This is a genomic window from Pseudomonas sp. LBUM1661, from assembly GCF_059695925.1.
The window spans coordinates 3,114,896-3,132,276 of the sequence record NZ_CP166794.1 but is presented as its reverse complement, the minus strand read 5'-3'; the positions used below and the strand labels follow the sequence as shown (position 1 = coordinate 3,132,276).

The window sequence follows — 17,381 nt, the reverse complement described above, 5'->3', positions numbered from 1 at the left end:
AACCCGATTCTGTGAACATCCATTAACCCTGTGGGAGCGGGCTTGCCCGCGATGAACGATGACGCGGTGCACTGGATAAATGACAACTTCAAAGGAACCCACAATGGCTGCCGACCAACCCTCCCCCGCCCTCAAGGAAATCTTCAACGCCGAGCGCCTCAAGCACATCGCCACCGAGATGACCGCGGTCTACCCCGAGTTCAACGCCAAGGCCTTCCTGAAACTGGCCAACGCCGGGCTCGCCGACTTGTCGATCATGCAGCGCATGGCCCGGGTCAGCGAATGCCTGCACGCCGTATTGCCGCTGGGTTATGAAGAAACGCTCGACGTCCTGCGCGCCCTCGCGCCGCGCCTGAACAGCGGCTTCGTCAGCATCTCGTTGCCGCATTACGTCGCGACCTACGGCGCCCATGCCTTCGAACCGTCCATGGACGCGCTGAAATACTTCACCACCTTCGGCTCAGCGGAATTTGCGATTCGTTATTTCCTGCGCAGCGACCTCGAGCGCTCACTGGCGGTCATGCACGACTGGTCCCTGGACGAAAACGAACACGTACGACGCCTGGCCAGCGAAGGCAGTCGACCGCGCCTGCCCTGGTCGTTTCGCCTGTCGCAGATCCAGGCCGATCCAACACTGGCGGCCGCGATCCTCGACAACCTCAAGGCCGACGACAGCCTGTATGTGCGCAAGTCCGTGGCCAACCACCTCAACGACATCACCAAGGATCATCCCGAATGGGTGCTGAACGTGATCGAAGGTTGGTCACTGGAGAACAAGCACACCGCGTGGATCGCCAAACATGCCCTGCGCAGCCTGATCAAACAGGGCAACCCGAGGGCACTGGCGATCATTGGTGCGGGCGGCAAGCCTGAGGTCGAGATCTCTGATGTGAAGGTCGAACCGGCGGTGATCGGCCTGGGCGAGAAAATCACCCTGTCGTTCACCGTGAAATCAACGGTGCCGGACAGTCAGCGACTGGTGATCGACTACGCCATCGATTACGTCAAAGCCAACGGCAGCACCTCGGCGAAGGTGTTCAAGCTCAAGGCGTTGACGCTTGCGGGCAACGCTGCCGAGTTCATCGCCCGTGGCCAGCACATCAAGGCACTCACCACCCGCAAGCACTACGCCGGCCAACATGCGGTGCACATTCTGGTGAACGGTGAACGCCTGGCCAGTACGGGGTTTGAGATTATCGCTGACGCTGATTGACCGCATTATCGGAGCGACCCGGCAGCATGCGCGTCAGGGTGTTGTCGCGGACCCAATAGTGATGGAGCAATCCTGCCGCCGCGTGCAGACCGATCAGCCAGTAACCGGTGCTGCCGAGCAACTCATGCCAATACTTGAACTGTTTGGCCAGGTCTGGATCCACCGCCACCGGCGACGGCAAGAAGAAGCCGAAGTAAGGCATCGGCTTGCCACCGGCCGACAGCATCAACCACGCCAGTACCGGGGTGACAATCATCAGCCCATACAAGGCCAGGTGCATCAGGTGCGAAGCGCCGGTCTGCCAAGTGGGGAGCGCCGGGGTGATGGGCGGACGCGGGGTGAGCCGCCCGAGCAAACGAACCCAGACCAGGGCAAAAATGCTCAGACCGAATAGCCCGTGCAGTCCGAGAAACAGGCCCCTCAAATGACCGTCGCGCGGCATCAACCCCTTGAGTTCGATGCAAGCGTATACGCCGACAAATAGCGCCAGCATCAGCCAGTGCAGAGTGATCGACAGTTTTCCATACCGTTGTGTTGTTGTATCGCAGGTCATCGTGAGCCTCGTGAACGTCATAAACGGCTGCCGATTCATTCGCACAGCCCGGATCCGGCGTCTCGCCGAACCACCTGACGCCACCCTGCCCGACCAGTCTTAAGGCAACCTGAAGACTCCTCCGACCGTAGCAACAGCTGCTACGGATCGCGTTATGACTAAACCCGGCCGATCTTTTGCGCACCTTCAGACTCCGTTAAGAAATGCTGCCGATACTCCTCCCAAACTTACCCGGGAGGTGTATTCCAATGCACGACTTTGACTGGAACATCCCTCTGCCCCTGCACTTCGGCCACGTCGAAACGCCGCAGTTGAGCCTGGCCAGAGCCTTGCCCGACGAGCCTCTGCGCCCAGTCTACGAAGCCTTTATCCAGCAACGTTTCCGTAAGGCCCACGGCGCCGATATCCGCCATTTCATGCCGGAGCTGTTCGGCATGAACAACGCATCGGGCGAACTCTGTGCGGTGGCTGGTGTACGCCTGGCGAACAGCGGACAGCTGTTTCTCGAGCGGTATCTGGACGAACCGATCGACCCCTTGATCAGCGCCGCTGCCGACCGCCCCGTGGACCGGACCGGTATCGTCGAGGTGGGCAATCTGGCTGCCAGTGACACCGGCAGTGCGCGAATGAGCATCATCGCCATCACCTACCTGTTGGCCATGGGTGGCCTGGAGTGGGTAGCGTTTACCGGCAATGTCGGCCTGGTGAACAGCTTTCATCGACTGGGCTTGAAGCCCGTCACCCTATGCGCTGCCGACCCCGAGCGACTGGGCGACGACCGCCACAGTTGGGGCAGCTATTACGAGAGCAAGCCCTGGGTCCATGTCGGAAACATCCGCGCCGGCTACATCCATTTGCGCAACAGCGGGATGTTCAATCGCCTCGGGTTGCCATCGTCCCTCGAGGAATCCAGTCATGTCGCCTGAAACGGAGCGTTTCAAACAGACCCTGCGCGCCCATGCCGAACGCAGGACCAACGCCATCGCCTTGTGGGGCGATCAGCAGAAACTGGACTACGCCACGCTGTACGCCGAAGTCATCTATCGCCAGCAGCGACTGCGCGCTGAAAACGTCAAGGTGGTTGCATTGGCGCTGGACAATGGCGTCGAGGCGATGCTCTGGGACCTGGCCGTGCTGTTCGAAGGCCTGACCTGCCTGACGTTGCCGCCCTTCTTCAGCCCGGCTCAACGCCGCCATTGCCTGGAACAGAGCCACGCCGCCTTGGTCATTGCCGAACCGGAACTGAATGCCGAACTGGAAACGGCCGGCTACGAAAAAACAGGTGAGTTCTGGCGCCGCACTTTTAGCGGTCCGAGCCGGATGCCCGAAGGCACCGCCAAACTGACCTTCACCTCCGGCACCACGGGGACGCCAAAAGGCGTGTGTCTGAGTGCAAAAAGCATTTTATCCGTCGCCCGGGAGCTGAATCAGGCGAGCAAACCCACCGACCCGCAACATCATCTGGCGCTTTTGCCACTGGCGATTCTGCTGGAAAACCTCGGCTGCTACGCCGCGTTGTATGCCGGCGCGACGTTGAGCCTGCCGAGTCAGAAAACGCTGGGCATTCGAGGCGCCAGTGGTGTTGATGTGCCGCGACTGCTCGGTTGCCTGGCCACACGTGCGCCGGAAAGCCTGATCCTGGTGCCGCAATTGTTGCTCCTGCTGGTCAGCGCCGCCGAGCAAAAAGCATTCAGCCCCTACGCGTTACGTTTTGCCGCCGTCGGTGGCGCTCGGGTTTCCGAAGAATTGCTGCAGCGTGCGCAACGTATCGGCCTGCCGGTCTACGAAGGTTACGGGTTGTCGGAGTGCGCGTCGGTGGTGTGCCTCAATCGGCCAGAAGCGCGCCGCCCTGGCAGCGTCGGTCGGCCGCTGCCCCATGTGGAGATTCGCCTGGCCGAGGATGGCGAAGTGCTGATCAAGGGTTCGACCCTGCTGGGTTATCTGGGCGAAGCGCCGCATGCCGGTGAGTGGTGGCCGAGCGGCGATCTTGGCGAGTTCGACCCCGAGGGTTTCCTCTACCTCAAGGGGCGCAAGAAGCATCAGTTCGTCACCAGTTTCGGTCGCAACGTGAACCCGGAATGGGTCGAGGCCGAATTGACCCAGCGTCGTCATATCGCCCAGGCCTTCGTCTACGGCGAAGCCATGCCGCGCAATCATGCGCTGCTCTGGCCCCATCGCCCGGAGTGCACCGACGAAGACCTGGCCGCCGCCGTGGCCCAGGCCAACGAGACGTTGCCCGATTACGCGCAGGTCCATCACTGGACCCGTCTGGTTCAACCGTTCACCCATGCCAATGGCCTGCTCACCGCCAACGGCCGACCGCGCCGCGAGGCCATCATCGAGCGCTATCACGCGCAACTGACTGAATCCGAACTTTCGGAGGAATCCGCACCATGAGTTTTTTCGACACCCTGCAAGAAGCCACCCACCAGGAACGCCACGCGCTGTTTAATCTGCCGATCATTCGCGACGCGCTCGAGGGCAAGGTCAGCCTGGACAGTTACCGGGCCTTCCTGGCGCAAGCCTATTACCACGTGCGCCACACCGTACCTTTGATGATGGCCTGTGGCGCGCGCCTGCCACAACGCCTCGAATGGCTGCGCGAAGCAGTGTGCGAGTACATCGAGGACGAATACGGGCACGAACAATGGGTGCTCAATGACATCGAGGCCTGCGGCGGAGACAAGGACGCGGTGCGCGACGGTCGTCCGGCCTTGCCAATCGAACTGATGGTCAGTTTCCTCTACGACCTGATCGCCCGGGACAACCCGGTCGGCCTGTTCGGCATGGTCAACGTGCTGGAAGGCACCAGCATTGCCCTGGCCACCCACGCTGCCGGCAGCATTCGCGAACGCCTGGACTTGCCAGAAAGTGCCTTCAGCTACCTCAACTCCCATGGTGCCCTGGATATCGAGCACATGCAGACCTACCGCCGGTTGATGAACACCCTCGACGATCCGGCCGACCAGGCCGCTGTGATTCACGCCTCCAAGGTGGTCTACACGCTCTACACCGACATGTTCCGCGGCTTGCCGCGCAATGGGGAGAATCTGCATGCGCCTGTCTGAGGCTCGCGTGGTATTGACCGGCGCCAGCGGCGGTATCGGTCTGGCGATCACGACCGCCTTGTGTGCCAGTGGTGCAAAGGTGCTGGCAGTGGCCCGGCACCGTGAAGCGTTGGAGCCTTTGCTCGAACGCTATCCGCAACAGCTGTGCTGGGTGGGCGCCGACCTGACCTTTCTCGCCGACCGGCGCAAAGTGCTGGCCGCCGCCGAAGCCATCGGCGGTATCAACCTGCTGATCAACGCCGCCGGGGTCAATCACTTCGCCATGCTCGAACAGCTGGATGACAGCGACATCAACGCGATGCTGGCGGTGAACATCAGCGCGCCGATCTGCCTGACCAAAACCTTGCTGCCGCTGCTCAAGCAAGCCAAAAGCGCGATGGTGGTGAACGTCGGTTCGACCTACGGCTCCATCGGCTACCCCGGTTATGCCAGTTATTGCGCCAGCAAATTTGCCTTGCGCGGGTTTTCCGAAGCCCTGCGCCGGGAACTGGCCGACACCCAAATCGGCGTTTTATATGTCGCACCCCGTGCCACCCGCACGAGCATGAACAGCCCGGCGGCGCAGGCGTTGAATGATGCACTCAAAGCCAATGTCGACGACCCGCAAACAGTCGCCTCGGCGGTGATGCACGCCATCGCCGGCGACCGCCGCGACTTGTACCTGGGCTGGCCGGAGCGCTTTTTCGTGCGCCTGAACAGCCTGCTGCCCAATCTGGTGGATCGAGGTTTGCGCAAGCAATTGCCATTGATCCGTCGCCTGAGTCAGAAGCCCGACAACGAGAACCTCGAACCATGAAAAAATTCGCCGCTTGCCTGTTGCTGGGTGCCTTGAGCCAAAGCGTCTGGGCCTTGGACAATGCTGACCAGCAACGCCTCAATGGCCTCCAGCAAAGCTGGGCGCACATTCAGTACGAACTGCCCGCCGATCAACGCACCGCTGCGTTCGAAAAACTCGCCAACCAAGCCGCGGTGTTCACTCGGGAACGCCAATCGGTGGCCGAAGCCTGGATCTGGTCCGGGATCGTCACCAGCAGTTGGGCCGGCGCCCAAGGTGGGCTCGGAGCACTGAGCAAGGTCAAGGACGCGAAGGTCGATCTGGAGAAAGCCCTGGCCCTGGACCCGAAAGCCCTGCAAGGCTCGGCCTATACCAGCCTCGGGGCGCTGTATGACCGCGTGCCAGGCTGGCCTATCGGCTTCGGCGACTCGGACAAGGCCGAGCAACTGCTCAAGCAGGCCTTGCAACTCAACCCGAACGGCATCGATAGTCTGTACTTCTGGGGCGATCACCTCTACCGTCAAAAACGTTACAGCGAAGCCCAGGGCGCGCTGCAAAAAGCCCTGCAGGCCGACCCGAGGCCAGGACGCGAAGTTGCCGACGCCGGGCGGCGCAAGGAAATCGAAGCGTTGCTGGTGGACGTGAACAAGAAACTCGACTGACAGGAGTCCGTGTGCGCTTATTACTGATTGAGGATGACGTGGCTCTGGGCGAAGGCATTCATCAGGCACTGAGCCGCGAAGGGTATACCGTCGACTGGTTGCAGGACGGCAGCAGCGCCTTGCATTCGCTGCTCAGCGAAACCTTTGACCTGGCGGTGCTCGACCTCGGCCTGCCACGCATGGACGGTCTTGAAGTGCTGCGTCGCCTGCGTGACAGCGGCTCCAACCTGCCCGTGTTGATCCTCACCGCCCGGGATGCCACCGAAGACCGTATCGCCGGGCTGGACGCGGGGGCCGACGATTACCTGATCAAGCCCTTCGATCTAGCCGAACTCAAGGCACGCCTGCGGGCCTTGTTACGGCGCAGCGCCGGTCGCGCCCAAGCGCTGATCGAACATGCCGGCATCAGCCTGAACCCCGGCACCCAGCAAGTCAGTTATCAGGGCAAGCCGGTCGCGCTGACTCCCAAGGAATATCAGCTGCTCCATGAGTTGCTCTCGCCACCGGGCCGGGTCATGACTCGCGATCACCTGATGCAGTTGCTCTACGGCTGGAACGAGGAGGCCGAAAGCAACACCCTGGAAGTACACATTCATCACTTGCGCAAGAAATTTACCACCGACCTGATCCGCACCATTCGCGGTGTCGGTTACCTGGTGGAGGAACGCCGATGACGTCGATCCGGCGCCGCACCCTGACGCTGATCATCGGCCTGATGCTCGCCGGCCTGGCCGTGATCAGCGTATTGAACCTGCACGACAGCAACCACGAAATCGCCGAAGTCTACGATGCCCAGCTCGCGCAGAACGCCAGGTTGTTGCAGGGCGTGATGCGCATGCCCATGGCCAGCAAAGAACACGCTGACCTGTATCAGGCATTCAACCAGGCCTTGAGCGAAGCGGAGCCGAGGGTCGACGGCCATCCCTATGAAACCAAGATTGCCTTCCAGGTCTGGAATCGTCAGGGCCAGGTACTGGTGCACACCGCCAGCGCGCCCTCCTTCACCGCACCACCGTCGAAACCCGGCTTCAGCGATGTGGTAGACCTGAACAACCGCCACTGGCGCGCGTTTGTGCTCGAGGATAAACCAACTGATTTGCGCATCTGGGTCGGCGAACGCGACGATGTGCGTTCGGACCTGGTGGACCGGATTGTGCGCCATACCCTATGGCCCAATGTGCTCGGCAGCTTGATTCTGGCAGCGTTGGTCTGGATGGCCATCGGCTGGGGCCTCAAGCCGCTGGCCGACATGGCATCGACCCTGCGGGCACGACACAGCGGCTCGCTGGAACCGTTGCAACTGACCCCGCTACCCAGTGAACTGGAACCGATGCAAGCAGCGCTCAATCGCATGCTCGCGCAGATTCAGGAAGTACTGGGGCGCGAACGACGCTTCATCGCCGATGCCGCCCACGAAATGCGCACGCCCCTGGCCGTGCTGCGCGTGCATGCGCAAAACCTGCTCGAGGCGGGTACTGAACAGGAGCGCCGTGAATCACTGGAGTTCCTGATCGCCGGTGTCGACCGCACCAGCCGTCTGGTCAATCAGTTGCTGACCATGGCCCGCCTCGAACCCTCCGCCGTGTCACCAGTGCTGCACAGCATCGACCTGACCGAAACCGTCCGTGACAGCCTGGTCCAACTCGCCCCCTGGTTGCTGAGCAAGCACCTGGAACTGGCGTTCGACGTCAACGATCGTCCTTTCAAGGTCGTCACTGACGCCGCAGCCATCGATGTTGCCTTGAACAACCTGATCACGAACGCGGCAAACTTCTCCCCTGAACATGGCGTTATCACCGTGCAGTTGAGTCAGGCGGATGGCTTCTATTCACTGAGCGTCGAGGATCAGGGACCGGGCATCGACGAAACGGAACGCGAGCGATTGTTCGAGCGTTTTTACAGCCGTGGCAATGCTCAAGGGGCTGGATTGGGCCTGACCATCGTCAACACCATTGCGACTCGGCTAGGCGGGCGGATCACGCTGGTCAACCGCCCCGAGGGAGGGTTGCGGGCAACCCTGTCGATTCCGGACGGCCAGTCGCGCAGTCCATTGCCACGAGCTAACCGCGAGCCACCGCCCAAGGGTTGAGTTACTGCGGTCCGAGCAACAAATCCTGCTCACGCTCACACAACTCCACCACGTAATCCCACAACACCCGCAGCCGCACCGATTTGTGCAACTCGCGGCGGGTGCTGATCCAGTAGCTGCGCTGGATGCTCTCATCCGGCAACAAAGGCACCAGACCCGGATCGGCGCTGGCCATGTAGCACGGCAGCACGGCGATGCCCAGACCTGAGCGTGCAGCCTGTTGCTGGGCAATGACGCTGGTGCTGTGGAAGACCACCTGCGGGTTGCGGCAAAAACTGTTGAGGAACATCAATTCCTGGCTGAACAGCAAGTCGTCGACGTAACCGATCCAGGCGTGGCGGCCGAGGTCTTCGCGACTGCTCAGCGGTGGCGAGCGGTCCAGGTAATCCTGGCTGGCGTACAACGCCAGGCGATAGTCGGTGAGTTTGCGCGTGACCAGCATGTCGGCGGACGGGCGCTCCAGGTGGATGCTGATCTCGGCTTCGCGGTTGAGGATGCTGACGAAACGCGGCACCGCCACCAACTCCACTTCCAGCCCCGGATAGCGTTCGAACAGCTCGTTCATGCGACTGGCGAGAAACATGATGCCCAGCCCTTCCGTCACCCCGACGCGAATCTTGCCCAGCGGCGCCGTCGACTGGGTGATTTCTTCCTGGGCCAGCAACGCGACGTTTTCCATGGCTTCAGCGTGCTTGAGCAGCGCCTCACCGGCCGGGGTCAGTTCATAACCCTGGGCGTGCTGGACGAACAGCGCGGTGCCGAGGCTCTTTTCGATGGCCTCGATGTGCCGCGCCACCGTGGCGTGGGTGGTGTTCAAACGGCGGGCAGCGGTGAGCAAACGCCCACTGCGCTGCAATTCGAGAAAAAACCGCAGGTCATTCCAGTCGAACATGAATCGTCCTTGAGGTGAGGCTGTTTAAAAACGCACAGCGGCTGCGCAAAAACTAACATTCTTTTGACGAAAGCTAACAACTAGGATGACCGACAACAAGAACAACAACACGAGGTCAGGGATGCAGACTTCCCTAGATGAATACGATTACATCGTGGTCGGGGCCGGGCCAGCCGGGTGTTTGCTGGCCAATCGGTTGTCGGCCAACCCGCAACATCGAGTGCTGCTGCTTGAAGCTGGCGGTCGCGATAACTATGCGTGGATTCACATCCCCGTGGGTTACCTGTTCTGCATCGGCAACCCGCGCACCGACTGGTGCTTCAAGACCGAGGCGCAACCTGGCCTGCAAGGGCGCGCCCTGAGTTATCCACGAGGCAAGGTGCTCGGCGGCTGTTCCTCGATCAACGGCATGATCTACATGCGCGGCCAGTCCGGCGACTACGACGGCTGGGCGGCCGACGGCAATCCGGGCTGGAGCTGGAACGACGTGCTGCCGCTGTTCAAGAAAAGCGAAAACCATTTTGCCGGCGATTCCGAGTTTCACGGCGCTGCCGGGGAATGGCGGATCGAACGTCAGCGCCTGTCGTGGCCGATTCTCGATGCCTTCCAACAGGCCGCCGCGCAGAGCGGGATCGCCAGCATCGATGACTTCAACCAGGGCGACAACGAAGGCTGCGGCTACTTCCAGGTCAATCAGAAGGCCGGGATTCGCTGGAACGCGGCCAAGGCGTTTCTCAAACCGATCCGCCATCGGCCCAATCTCACCGTACTGACCGACGTCGAAGTCGACCGTGTGCTGCTGGAAAACGGTCGTGCTTGCGCGGTCAGCGCACGCTGGCAGGGCCAGGCGAAAACCTTCAAGGCGCGCCAGGAAATCGTCTTGTGCGCCGGCTCGGTCGGTTCGCCGAGCATCCTGCAACGTTCCGGGATCGGCCCTCGTCCGCTGCTGCAACGCCTGGGGATCGGCGTTGCACATGAACTGCCTGGGGTGGGCGGCAACCTGCAGGATCACCTGCAACTGCGGTTGATCTACAAACTGGAGAACGCCCGCACCCTCAACCAGATCGCCGGCAGCGTGTGGGGCAAGATGGGCATGGGGTTGCGTTACCTGTATGACCGCAGCGGCCCGCTGTCCATGGCGCCAAGCCAGCTCGGCGCGTTTGCCCGGTCGGGGCCGGAGCAGACGTCGGCGAATCTTGAGTACCACGTGCAACCTTTATCGCTGGAACGCTTCGGCGAGCCATTGCACGCCTTCCCGGCCTTCACCGCATCGGTCTGCGACCTGCGTCCGCAAAGCCGTGGCCGTATCGAAATTCGCTCCGTCGATCCGCAGGAAGCGCCGTTGATTCAGCCCAACTATCTGAGCCATCCGGAAGATCTGCGGGTTGCGGCCGATGCCATTCGCCTGACCCGGCGCATCGTCGCAGCGCCGGCCCTGCAAGCGTTCAAACCAGTGGAATACCTGCCCGGTGACAGCTTGCAGAGCGAAGCGGAATTGCAGGAAGCAGCAGCGCGGATCGGCACGACCATTTTCCATCCGGTGGGCACCTGCCGCATGGGCAACGACGCGGACGCGGTGGTTGATGCGCAGCTCAACGTCCATGGCATCCCCGGCCTGCGTATTGCCGACGCCTCGATCATGCCGCGCATTACCTCGGGCAACACCTGTTCGCCTACGCTGATGATTGCCGAAAAGGCCGCCCAGCTCATCCTCAACCCCTCGACAAGGAGCCTCACCCCACCCATGGAACTGGTCACACACCCGTAAACCTGTAGGAGCTCGCTCCTACAGGGGCAAGTACATCCGATACATCGCAGTAGCGGCGCCAGCCCACAAGGACGGAGCCGACAGTGGAACAACAAAAACAATCACTGTGAGGGATACCGATATGTCAGAACATGTTCAGCCTCTGCAAGCCGCGCCGGTCGCGGAAATCAGCCACGACACGCGGAAAGTCATCTTCGCTTCATCGCTCGGGACGGTGTTCGAGTGGTATGACTTTTTCCTTTATGGCGCCCTCGCGGCGGTGATCAGTAAACAATTCTTCGCCGGGGTCAACGACACCACGGCCTTCATCTTCGCCCTGATGGCCTTCGCCGCCGGCTTCATCGTGCGGCCGTTCGGTGCGTTGGTGTTCGGTCGGTTGGGGGACATGATCGGGCGCAAATACACCTTCCTCGCGACCATCATCCTGATGGGCGTGGCCACCTTCTGCGTCGGGCTGCTACCGACTTACGCCAGCATCGGTATCGCCGCGCCGATCATCCTCGTGGTGTTGCGCATGCTCCAGGGCCTGGCCCTGGGCGGTGAATATGGCGGCGCGGCGACGTATGTCGCGGAACACGCGCCAATGGGCAAACGCGGTTTCCACACCAGCTGGATTCAGTCCACCGCGACCCTCGGGCTGCTGCTGTCGTTGCTGGTGGTGCTCGGTTGCCGTTACTTCACCGGTGACCAGTTCGAAGTCTGGGGCTGGCGCATTCCGTTTCTGTTTTCGATCGTTCTGCTGGGCATCTCGACCTGGATTCGCATGAGCCTGCACGAGTCGCCTGCGTTCGTGAAAATGAAAGAGGAAGGCAAACTCTGCAAGTCGCCGCTGCGCGACTCCTTCGGCAAATGGGAAAACCTCAAAGTCGTCTTGATCGCCCTGTTCAGCATCAATGCCGGGCAAGCGGTCACCTTCTATGCGGCCCAGTTCTATGTGCTGTTCTTCCTCACCCAGTTCCTGAAAATGGACCCGGCCCTGGCCAACAGCCTGTTGATCATCAGCGTGATCATTGGCGCGCCATTCTTTATCTTTTTCGGCTGGCTGTCAGATAAGGTCGGGCGTAAACCGGTGTTGATGATCGGCCTGCTGCTGGCCACTGCGCTGTACTTCCCGATCTTCAAGACCCTGGCCCACTATGCCAATCCGGCGATCGACCAGGCCAGTCGCCAGGCGCCGATCACTGTGCTGGCCGACCCGGCTACTTGCACCTTCCAGTTTGATCCGGTGGGCAAGGCGAAATTTGATAGCCCTTGCGACAAGGTCAAAACCTTCCTGGTGAAACAAGGCCTGCCGTACACCAGCCAAGCGGCGCCGGCCGGTAGCGCGGTGCAGGTGAGCGTGGGTGAAGTGAAGATCGATGGCTATGACGAAGCGGCCCTGCGTGGTGCGGTGACGCTGGCCGGATATCCGTCACAGGCTGACACCCAGTTGATCAACAAACCCATGATCGTAGCGCTGATTGTCGCGCTCATCATCATCTCCGCCATGTGCTACGGCCCGCTGGCGGCGCTGATGGTCGAACTGTTCCCGACGCGCATCCGCTACACCTCGATGTCCCTGCCATACCACATCGGCAACGGCTGGTTTGGTGGGTTCTTGCCGACGGTGTCGTTTGCGTTGGTGGTGTATACCGGGGACATTTTCTACGGGCTGTGGTACCCGGTGGTGATTACCGGGGTGAGCCTGGTGGTGGGGATGATCTGTTTGCGTGAGACCAAGAACGTGGATCTGGATACCAACTGAGTGTTGCTTTGAACGGGCTGATGCTTGGGGGAATATCCGTTTTCTCGGTGATGGCCGCTATGGGTTTCGCCCTTACGGCGAGTCACTTTCGAAAAGCGCGAAAGTAACCAAAGCGCTTCTGCCCTGTCGTTCGGTGCCTCGCTGTGGCTCGGCATGCCCTCGCTCCGGTCCTGCTCCGTGGGCCCGCCGCCATCGGCCATCCCTGGCCGGGGGCGGCTAACCCGGCATCCATGCCGGGTTGCCCACTGCGCAGAACCTGCGCTCGGCCTCTCGATGGGCGGTGCATCAAGATCAAAAGCACGGCGGCCTGCCGGCCGGCCTGATTTCTGCACCCGCGCTCCCCTGTTACCTGATCGTTCCCACGCTCCGCGTGGGAATGCATCCCGTGACGCTCCGCGTCACCCGTGCGCAGAGTTCAAGTCTTGCGTCGACAGCGGGACGCGGAGCGTGGGAACGATCAGGTGCGGGCTTGCTCACGATGCTATTGATCTTGCCGTTGCTTTTGCTTTGCTTTGGCTCCAGATCTGCCGCCCCTTTCCCAGAGGCCGAACGTAGGCGTTGCGTAGGGGGTACCGCGGCAAGGATGCCGCGGTAGCCGCCCCCGGCCAGGGATGGCCGATGGCGGCGGGCCCCCGGAGCAATGCCTTCGTTACGGCATGCCGAGCCTAAGCGAGGCACCGAATGGCGGGGCAAAAGCGTTTGGTTACTTTGCGCTTTTCAAAGTGACTCGCTGTAAGAGCGAAACCATATTCAGCCGTTACCGCAGCAACGGATATGTACTCACTCAACAAAAAACAGGTCGGCTGTCAGGCCGCCTTCGTTGGCAATCCAGATCCCGCAACGATTTCGGGGAAACATCCGCAAACCCCGAACGTTTTCGCTACTCTGACACCACGCACCCATCGCCCCGCCACTCACCCGACCGAGGCTCCATGATCATCTCATCCGCATCCGACTATCGAGAGGCTGCCCGCCGCAAACTTCCCAGGTTCCTGTTTGACTACATCGACGGGGGCGCCTACGCCGAGCACACGCTGAGGGCCAACAGCGCCGACCTGACAGGCATCAGCCTGCGTCAGCGCATCCTGAAAAACGTCGAAACCCTGAGCCTGCAAACCACCCTCTTCGATCAACCCCTGGCAATGCCCATCATCCTGGCCCCGGTAGGCCTGACAGGCATGTTCGCCCGCCGTGGCGAAGTCCAAGCGGTAAGAGCCGCGGAAAACAAAGGCATCCCGCTCTGCCTCTCAACCGTCTCGGTATGCTCGATCGAAGAAGTCTCGGCACAAAGCCAGCAATCCATCTGGTTTCAGCTGTACGTGCTGAAAGACCGGGGCTTCATGAAAAACGCGCTGGAGCGTGCGAAAGCCGCCGGCGTGAAAAACCTGGTGTTCACCGTCGACATGCCCACACCCGGCGCCCGCTACCGGGATGCACACTCGGGCATGTCCGGCCCTTTTGCCTCATCGCGGCGAATGCTTCAGGCCATGACCAAACCCGACTGGGCCTTCAACGTCGGCCTTATGGGACGTCCACACGACCTCGGGAACATCTCCAAGTACCTCGGCAAAGCCGTCACCCTCGAAGACTACATGGGCTGGCTGGCCAACAACTTCGACCCCTCGATCAGCTGGAGCGATCTGGAGTGGATTCGTGATTTCTGGAAAGGCCCGATGATCATCAAAGGCATTCTTGATCCGCAAGATGCCAAAGACGCGGTCAGTTTCGGCGCGGATGGCATCGTGGTGTCGAACCACGGTGGCAGGCAGCTCGACGGCGTGCTCTCCACCACCAAGGCATTGCCGCCGATCATGCAGGCCATCGGCAATGACCTCACCGTGCTGGTCGACTCGGGCATCCGCTCGGGGCTTGATGTCGTGCGGATGTTGGCGCTGGGCGCGAAAGGCGTATTGCTGGGGCGCTCCATGGCCTATGCGTTGGCGGCCGATGGTCAACGCGGGGTGGAGAATATGCTGGATATTTTCGCCAGGGAAATGCGTGTAGCGATGACGTTGACCGGGGTGACTTCGATTAGTCAGATTGATGAATCCACGTTGGTTGCCGCCATGCGGTGAGCTGAACGACTGACCCTGAGCGCCGCGCAAATGCGCGGCGTTTTCAGCGTTGTCTGCGTCAGAAACTCGCTTTGACCGACACCATGAAGTTACGTGGGTCACCGTAATAGTTACCGAAGGTCTCGGTACCAACCGTGGTGTAGTAGCGCTTGTCGAACAGGTTATTGCCGTTCAACGCGACCGACCAGGTGTCGTCGATGCGGTAGCCGATACGACCGTTCCAGATCGCATAACCTGACTGGCTGATCTTCTCGCCACTGGCCGGAGAGACGCGGAAGTTATCGCTTTGCGCATTGACGCCGGCACCGATCGTGAAACGATCGAGAGACCCGCCCAAGGCGTAATCACCCCACATGCGCAACACATGCCGAGGCACATAGCTGTTGAACGCTGCGCCGTTCAGGCTGGTGTCGATGTCATCCAGGGTTTTGGTCTGGGTGTAGGTGTAACCCGCAAGCACTTGCAGGCGTTCGATGACCTCACCGCTGATTTCGGCTTCAAAGCCCTGCGCGCGAACCTTCCCGGCGTTGACATAGCAGAAGCCATCGGATGATGGGCAGGAGGAGTTGTAGTCCGTCTGCGCCTGATCTTTCTGGATCGTACGAAACAGGTTGAACGAGCTGTTCAGGCGACCCTCGAACCAGGCGCCCTTGATCCCCAATTCATAGCTTTGACCCACGAGCGGCTTGAGCGCCGAACCGTCTTCCGAGCGGTAATTGCCTTGCGGGGTGAAGATTTCCGAGTAGCTGGCGTAGGCCGTCAGGTTCTCGTTCAGGTCCAGCAACAGGCCGGCAAACGGCGTGACCTGGCCAGTCTCCGTGGTGCTGGAGTGTTCCGAGGTGCCTGTGTTGATGAAGTCGTAGTCGGTGTCGGAGTTGTACCAGCTCACCCGACTGCCGACGACAAAGGTCAATGGATCCGCCAGTTTCAAACGCAGTGTCGAGTAAACGCCCTTCTGTTTGGTCACTGAATTGACGGGCCCGCCGCGCGACGAGTTGTCGATGAAGTAGCTGTCGTCCGGCTCTGGAATATGTTTGTCGGGGTTGAACACATTCTGCCGCTGCGGCAGAAACGCCACCGAATAGAAGTCGTCCTTTTTCGCGCGACTGGCGTTGAAACCGACCACCAGTTCATGGCGTTGACCGAACGCGTCGAACTTGCCATCCACATAGGCGTCGAGGCCGTAATCGACCTGGTCGTAATCGTACAGGCTGCCCAGCATGCCGGTGGTATCGGTGCCCGGCGTCACAGCGCCGGAGGCGAATGCGTATTTGATGTCCTGGGTGTTTTTTGTGTAGACACTGGCGACTTTCAAGCTCCAGTCTTCGTTGATCTGGTGTTTCAGATCACTGAAGACCGTAGTGCGCTGGCTGCGCCACGTGTTCCACGATGGATCGAGGCAGGTCGAGCGGCTGAGCTTCAAGTCGCTGCGGTCCCTGTAACGCGGCAGGCCACCCCAGCACGGATTGGCGTCCACGTCTTCATAGGCAACGCCCAGCCCGAGTGTCGTGTCAGGGCTCAGATCAATGTCGAGCGCGCCGTAGTACACCTGATCCTTGCGACTGGCGTCGTCGACAAAGTAATGCCGGCTCTGCTCGGCGACCACGGCCCGGCCACGGATCGTACCGGATTGGTTCAGCGGGCCACCGGTGTCGACCTGTCCGCGATAGTTGTCCCAGCTGCCACCGGACAGTGTGATGTCGGTATGCGGGGTGCTCTGGCCGCGTTTGCGTACGAAGTTCACCCCGCCGGCGGTGCCACCCGCGCCCTTCATCATGCCCGCTGCACCACGGAGAATTTCGACCCGGTCGTAATACGCCATGTCACCACTGAAACTGTCGGCCTGGACATACAGGTTGCCCATGTCCAGCGGCACGCCATCGTACTGATACTGGCCCGACATGCGGAAACCGCGCGAATAGAAATACTTGCCGCCCATGGTCGAGTCGTAGACGGTAATGCCCGGGGTCTTTTCCATGACCTGGTCGATGGTGTTGAGGTTCTGGTCATCGAGCATCTTGCGGGTCATCACCGTGACCGATTGCGGCGTTTCCTTGAGCGAGTGTTCGCCCTTGCCGATGGTCACCGCGCCCGTGGTGTACGAGCCGCTGTACTCCGTCGTCGCGCCCAGCTGTTGCCCATTGATATTGGTCGCACCCAGTTCGAGCGCCGAGCCGGCAACCGGTACGGGACGCAGCACATACGTACCGTTGGCTTGAGGTTCGGCTTGCAGACCGCTACCGCCGAGAATCCGCGCGAACCCTTCGCTGACACCAAACGCACCTTTGAGGCCGGGGGACTTCAACCCTTCTGTTTGCCGCGCGTCAAAGGAAATGGCGGCACCCGCCGCGCTGGCGAAATGGCTGAGGACTTCGGTCAGGCTGCCCCCGCCGATGTCGAAGGCCTGCACCCTGTTTTGCTGCTGCGCCGGCGCCGCAATGGCTGTAACCGGCCATACGGCCATCGATGTTGCCGCGAGCAACCCGACCTTCACTGCAATCGCCAGACGACCTGGCGCGTACACCCGAGACATGCTTACCCT

The 17,381-nt window shown here is 61.0% G+C and carries 14 protein-coding genes; 11 read left to right on the top strand and 3 right to left on the bottom strand.

All coding sequences use genetic code 11. The annotated features are described in order from the left end of the window. Window positions 1-103: 103 nt before the first annotated feature. Entirely contained in the window at window positions 104-1,213 is a 1,110-nt protein-coding gene (locus ACA057_RS14370) for a DNA alkylation repair protein (protein WP_497349372.1), read from the top strand. On the opposite strand, the gene ACA057_RS14365 is transcribed toward ACA057_RS14370, so the two are convergent. Then, complete coding sequence (locus ACA057_RS14365; protein WP_497349370.1) at window positions 1,194-1,766, bottom strand: cytochrome b; 573 nt, start codon at window positions 1,764-1,766, stop codon at window positions 1,194-1,196. The genes ACA057_RS14370 and ACA057_RS14365 overlap by 20 nt on opposite strands. Before the next feature lie 248 nt (window positions 1,767-2,014). Here ACA057_RS14365 and ACA057_RS14360 point away from each other — a divergent pair, with 248 nt between their 5' ends. Genes ACA057_RS14360 through ACA057_RS14330 form a run of 7 tightly spaced genes read left to right on the top strand, consistent with a single transcriptional unit; the run spans window position 2,015 to window position 8,360 of the window. Beyond that, window positions 2,015-2,692, top strand: a complete 678-nt coding sequence (locus ACA057_RS14360; RefSeq protein WP_497349368.1) for a thermostable hemolysin — start codon at window positions 2,015-2,017, stop codon at window positions 2,690-2,692. Next, entirely contained in the window at window positions 2,682-4,163 is a 1,482-nt protein-coding gene (locus ACA057_RS14355) for an AMP-binding protein (RefSeq protein ID WP_497349366.1), read from the top strand. Before ACA057_RS14360 ends, ACA057_RS14355 begins: the two co-directional genes overlap by 11 nt. Continuing rightward, window positions 4,160-4,834 (top strand): iron-containing redox enzyme family protein, encoded by a 675-nt coding sequence (locus ACA057_RS14350; protein ID WP_497349364.1) that lies wholly within the window; start codon window positions 4,160-4,162, stop codon window positions 4,832-4,834. The genes ACA057_RS14355 and ACA057_RS14350 overlap by 4 nt, the downstream gene beginning before the upstream one ends. Further along, complete coding sequence (locus ACA057_RS14345) at window positions 4,821-5,630, top strand: SDR family oxidoreductase (RefSeq protein ID WP_497349362.1); 810 nt, start codon at window positions 4,821-4,823, stop codon at window positions 5,628-5,630. The genes ACA057_RS14350 and ACA057_RS14345 overlap by 14 nt, the downstream gene beginning before the upstream one ends. Continuing rightward, a complete protein-coding gene (locus ACA057_RS14340; protein ID WP_497349360.1) occupies window positions 5,627-6,271 on the top strand; it encodes a tetratricopeptide repeat protein in 645 nt (214 codons plus the stop codon). Before ACA057_RS14345 ends, ACA057_RS14340 begins: the two co-directional genes overlap by 4 nt. A gap of 11 nt (window positions 6,272-6,282) precedes the next feature. Continuing rightward, on the top strand, window positions 6,283-6,945 hold the full coding sequence (locus ACA057_RS14335; protein ID WP_497349358.1) for a response regulator: 663 nt from the start codon (window positions 6,283-6,285) through the stop codon (window positions 6,943-6,945). Next, window positions 6,942-8,360 carry an ATP-binding protein gene (locus ACA057_RS14330; RefSeq protein WP_497349356.1) on the top strand — a complete coding sequence of 473 codons (1,419 nt, stop codon included), beginning with the start codon at window positions 6,942-6,944 and terminating at the stop codon, window positions 8,358-8,360. The genes ACA057_RS14335 and ACA057_RS14330 overlap by 4 nt, the downstream gene beginning before the upstream one ends. 1 nt (window position 8,361) lies before the next feature. Here ACA057_RS14330 and ACA057_RS14325 read toward each other — a convergent pair whose 3' ends face one another. After that, window positions 8,362-9,252 carry a LysR family transcriptional regulator gene (locus ACA057_RS14325; protein WP_497349354.1) on the bottom strand — a complete coding sequence of 297 codons (891 nt, stop codon included), beginning with the start codon at window positions 9,250-9,252 and terminating at the stop codon, window positions 8,362-8,364. A 121-nt stretch (window positions 9,253-9,373) separates the two neighbouring features. Between ACA057_RS14325 and ACA057_RS14320 the strand changes: the two genes are divergently transcribed. From ACA057_RS14320 to lldD, 3 genes are all read left to right on the top strand, one after another. Further along, window positions 9,374-11,020, top strand: coding sequence for a GMC family oxidoreductase (locus ACA057_RS14320; protein ID WP_497349352.1), 1,647 nt, complete (start codon window positions 9,374-9,376; stop codon window positions 11,018-11,020). 121 nt (window positions 11,021-11,141) lie between these two features. Continuing rightward, window positions 11,142-12,764: an MFS transporter gene (locus tag ACA057_RS14315; protein ID WP_497349350.1), complete on the top strand. Its 1,623-nt coding sequence runs from the start codon at window positions 11,142-11,144 to the stop codon at window positions 12,762-12,764. Between the two features lie 932 nt (window positions 12,765-13,696). After that, entirely contained in the window at window positions 13,697-14,839 is a 1,143-nt protein-coding gene (gene lldD, locus ACA057_RS14310) for an FMN-dependent L-lactate dehydrogenase LldD (protein ID WP_497349348.1), read from the top strand. A 58-nt stretch (window positions 14,840-14,897) separates the two neighbouring features. Here the strand turns inward: lldD and ACA057_RS14305 are convergent, their stop codons facing one another. Then, window positions 14,898-17,372, bottom strand: coding sequence for a TonB-dependent siderophore receptor (locus ACA057_RS14305; protein WP_497349346.1), 2,475 nt, complete (start codon window positions 17,370-17,372; stop codon window positions 14,898-14,900). Window positions 17,373-17,381 lie beyond the last annotated feature (9 nt).

Excerpts from the sequence above, each read along its gene's own strand:
- ACA057_RS14320 (WP_497349352.1), top strand. The coding sequence starts at position 9,374 with ATGCAGACTTCCCTAGATGAATACGATTACATCGTGGTCGGGGCCGGG.
- ACA057_RS14350 (WP_497349364.1), top strand. The coding sequence starts at position 4,160 with ATGAGTTTTTTCGACACCCTGCAAGAAGCCACCCACCAGGAACGCCAC.
- ACA057_RS14365 (WP_497349370.1), bottom strand. The coding sequence starts at position 1,766 with ATGACCTGCGATACAACAACACAACGGTATGGAAAACTGTCGATCACT.
- ACA057_RS14345 (WP_497349362.1), top strand. The coding sequence starts at position 4,821 with ATGCGCCTGTCTGAGGCTCGCGTGGTATTGACCGGCGCCAGCGGCGGT.
- ACA057_RS14340 (WP_497349360.1), top strand. The coding sequence starts at position 5,627 with ATGAAAAAATTCGCCGCTTGCCTGTTGCTGGGTGCCTTGAGCCAAAGC.
- ACA057_RS14360 (WP_497349368.1), top strand. The coding sequence starts at position 2,015 with ATGCACGACTTTGACTGGAACATCCCTCTGCCCCTGCACTTCGGCCAC.
- ACA057_RS14355 (WP_497349366.1), top strand. The coding sequence starts at position 2,682 with ATGTCGCCTGAAACGGAGCGTTTCAAACAGACCCTGCGCGCCCATGCC.
- ACA057_RS14325 (WP_497349354.1), bottom strand. The coding sequence starts at position 9,252 with ATGTTCGACTGGAATGACCTGCGGTTTTTTCTCGAATTGCAGCGCAGT.
- ACA057_RS14330 (WP_497349356.1), top strand. The coding sequence starts at position 6,942 with ATGACGTCGATCCGGCGCCGCACCCTGACGCTGATCATCGGCCTGATG.
- lldD (WP_497349348.1), top strand. The coding sequence starts at position 13,697 with ATGATCATCTCATCCGCATCCGACTATCGAGAGGCTGCCCGCCGCAAA.
- ACA057_RS14370 (WP_497349372.1), top strand. The coding sequence starts at position 104 with ATGGCTGCCGACCAACCCTCCCCCGCCCTCAAGGAAATCTTCAACGCC.
- ACA057_RS14315 (WP_497349350.1), top strand. The coding sequence starts at position 11,142 with ATGTCAGAACATGTTCAGCCTCTGCAAGCCGCGCCGGTCGCGGAAATC.
- ACA057_RS14305 (WP_497349346.1), bottom strand. The coding sequence starts at position 17,372 with ATGTCTCGGGTGTACGCGCCAGGTCGTCTGGCGATTGCAGTGAAGGTC.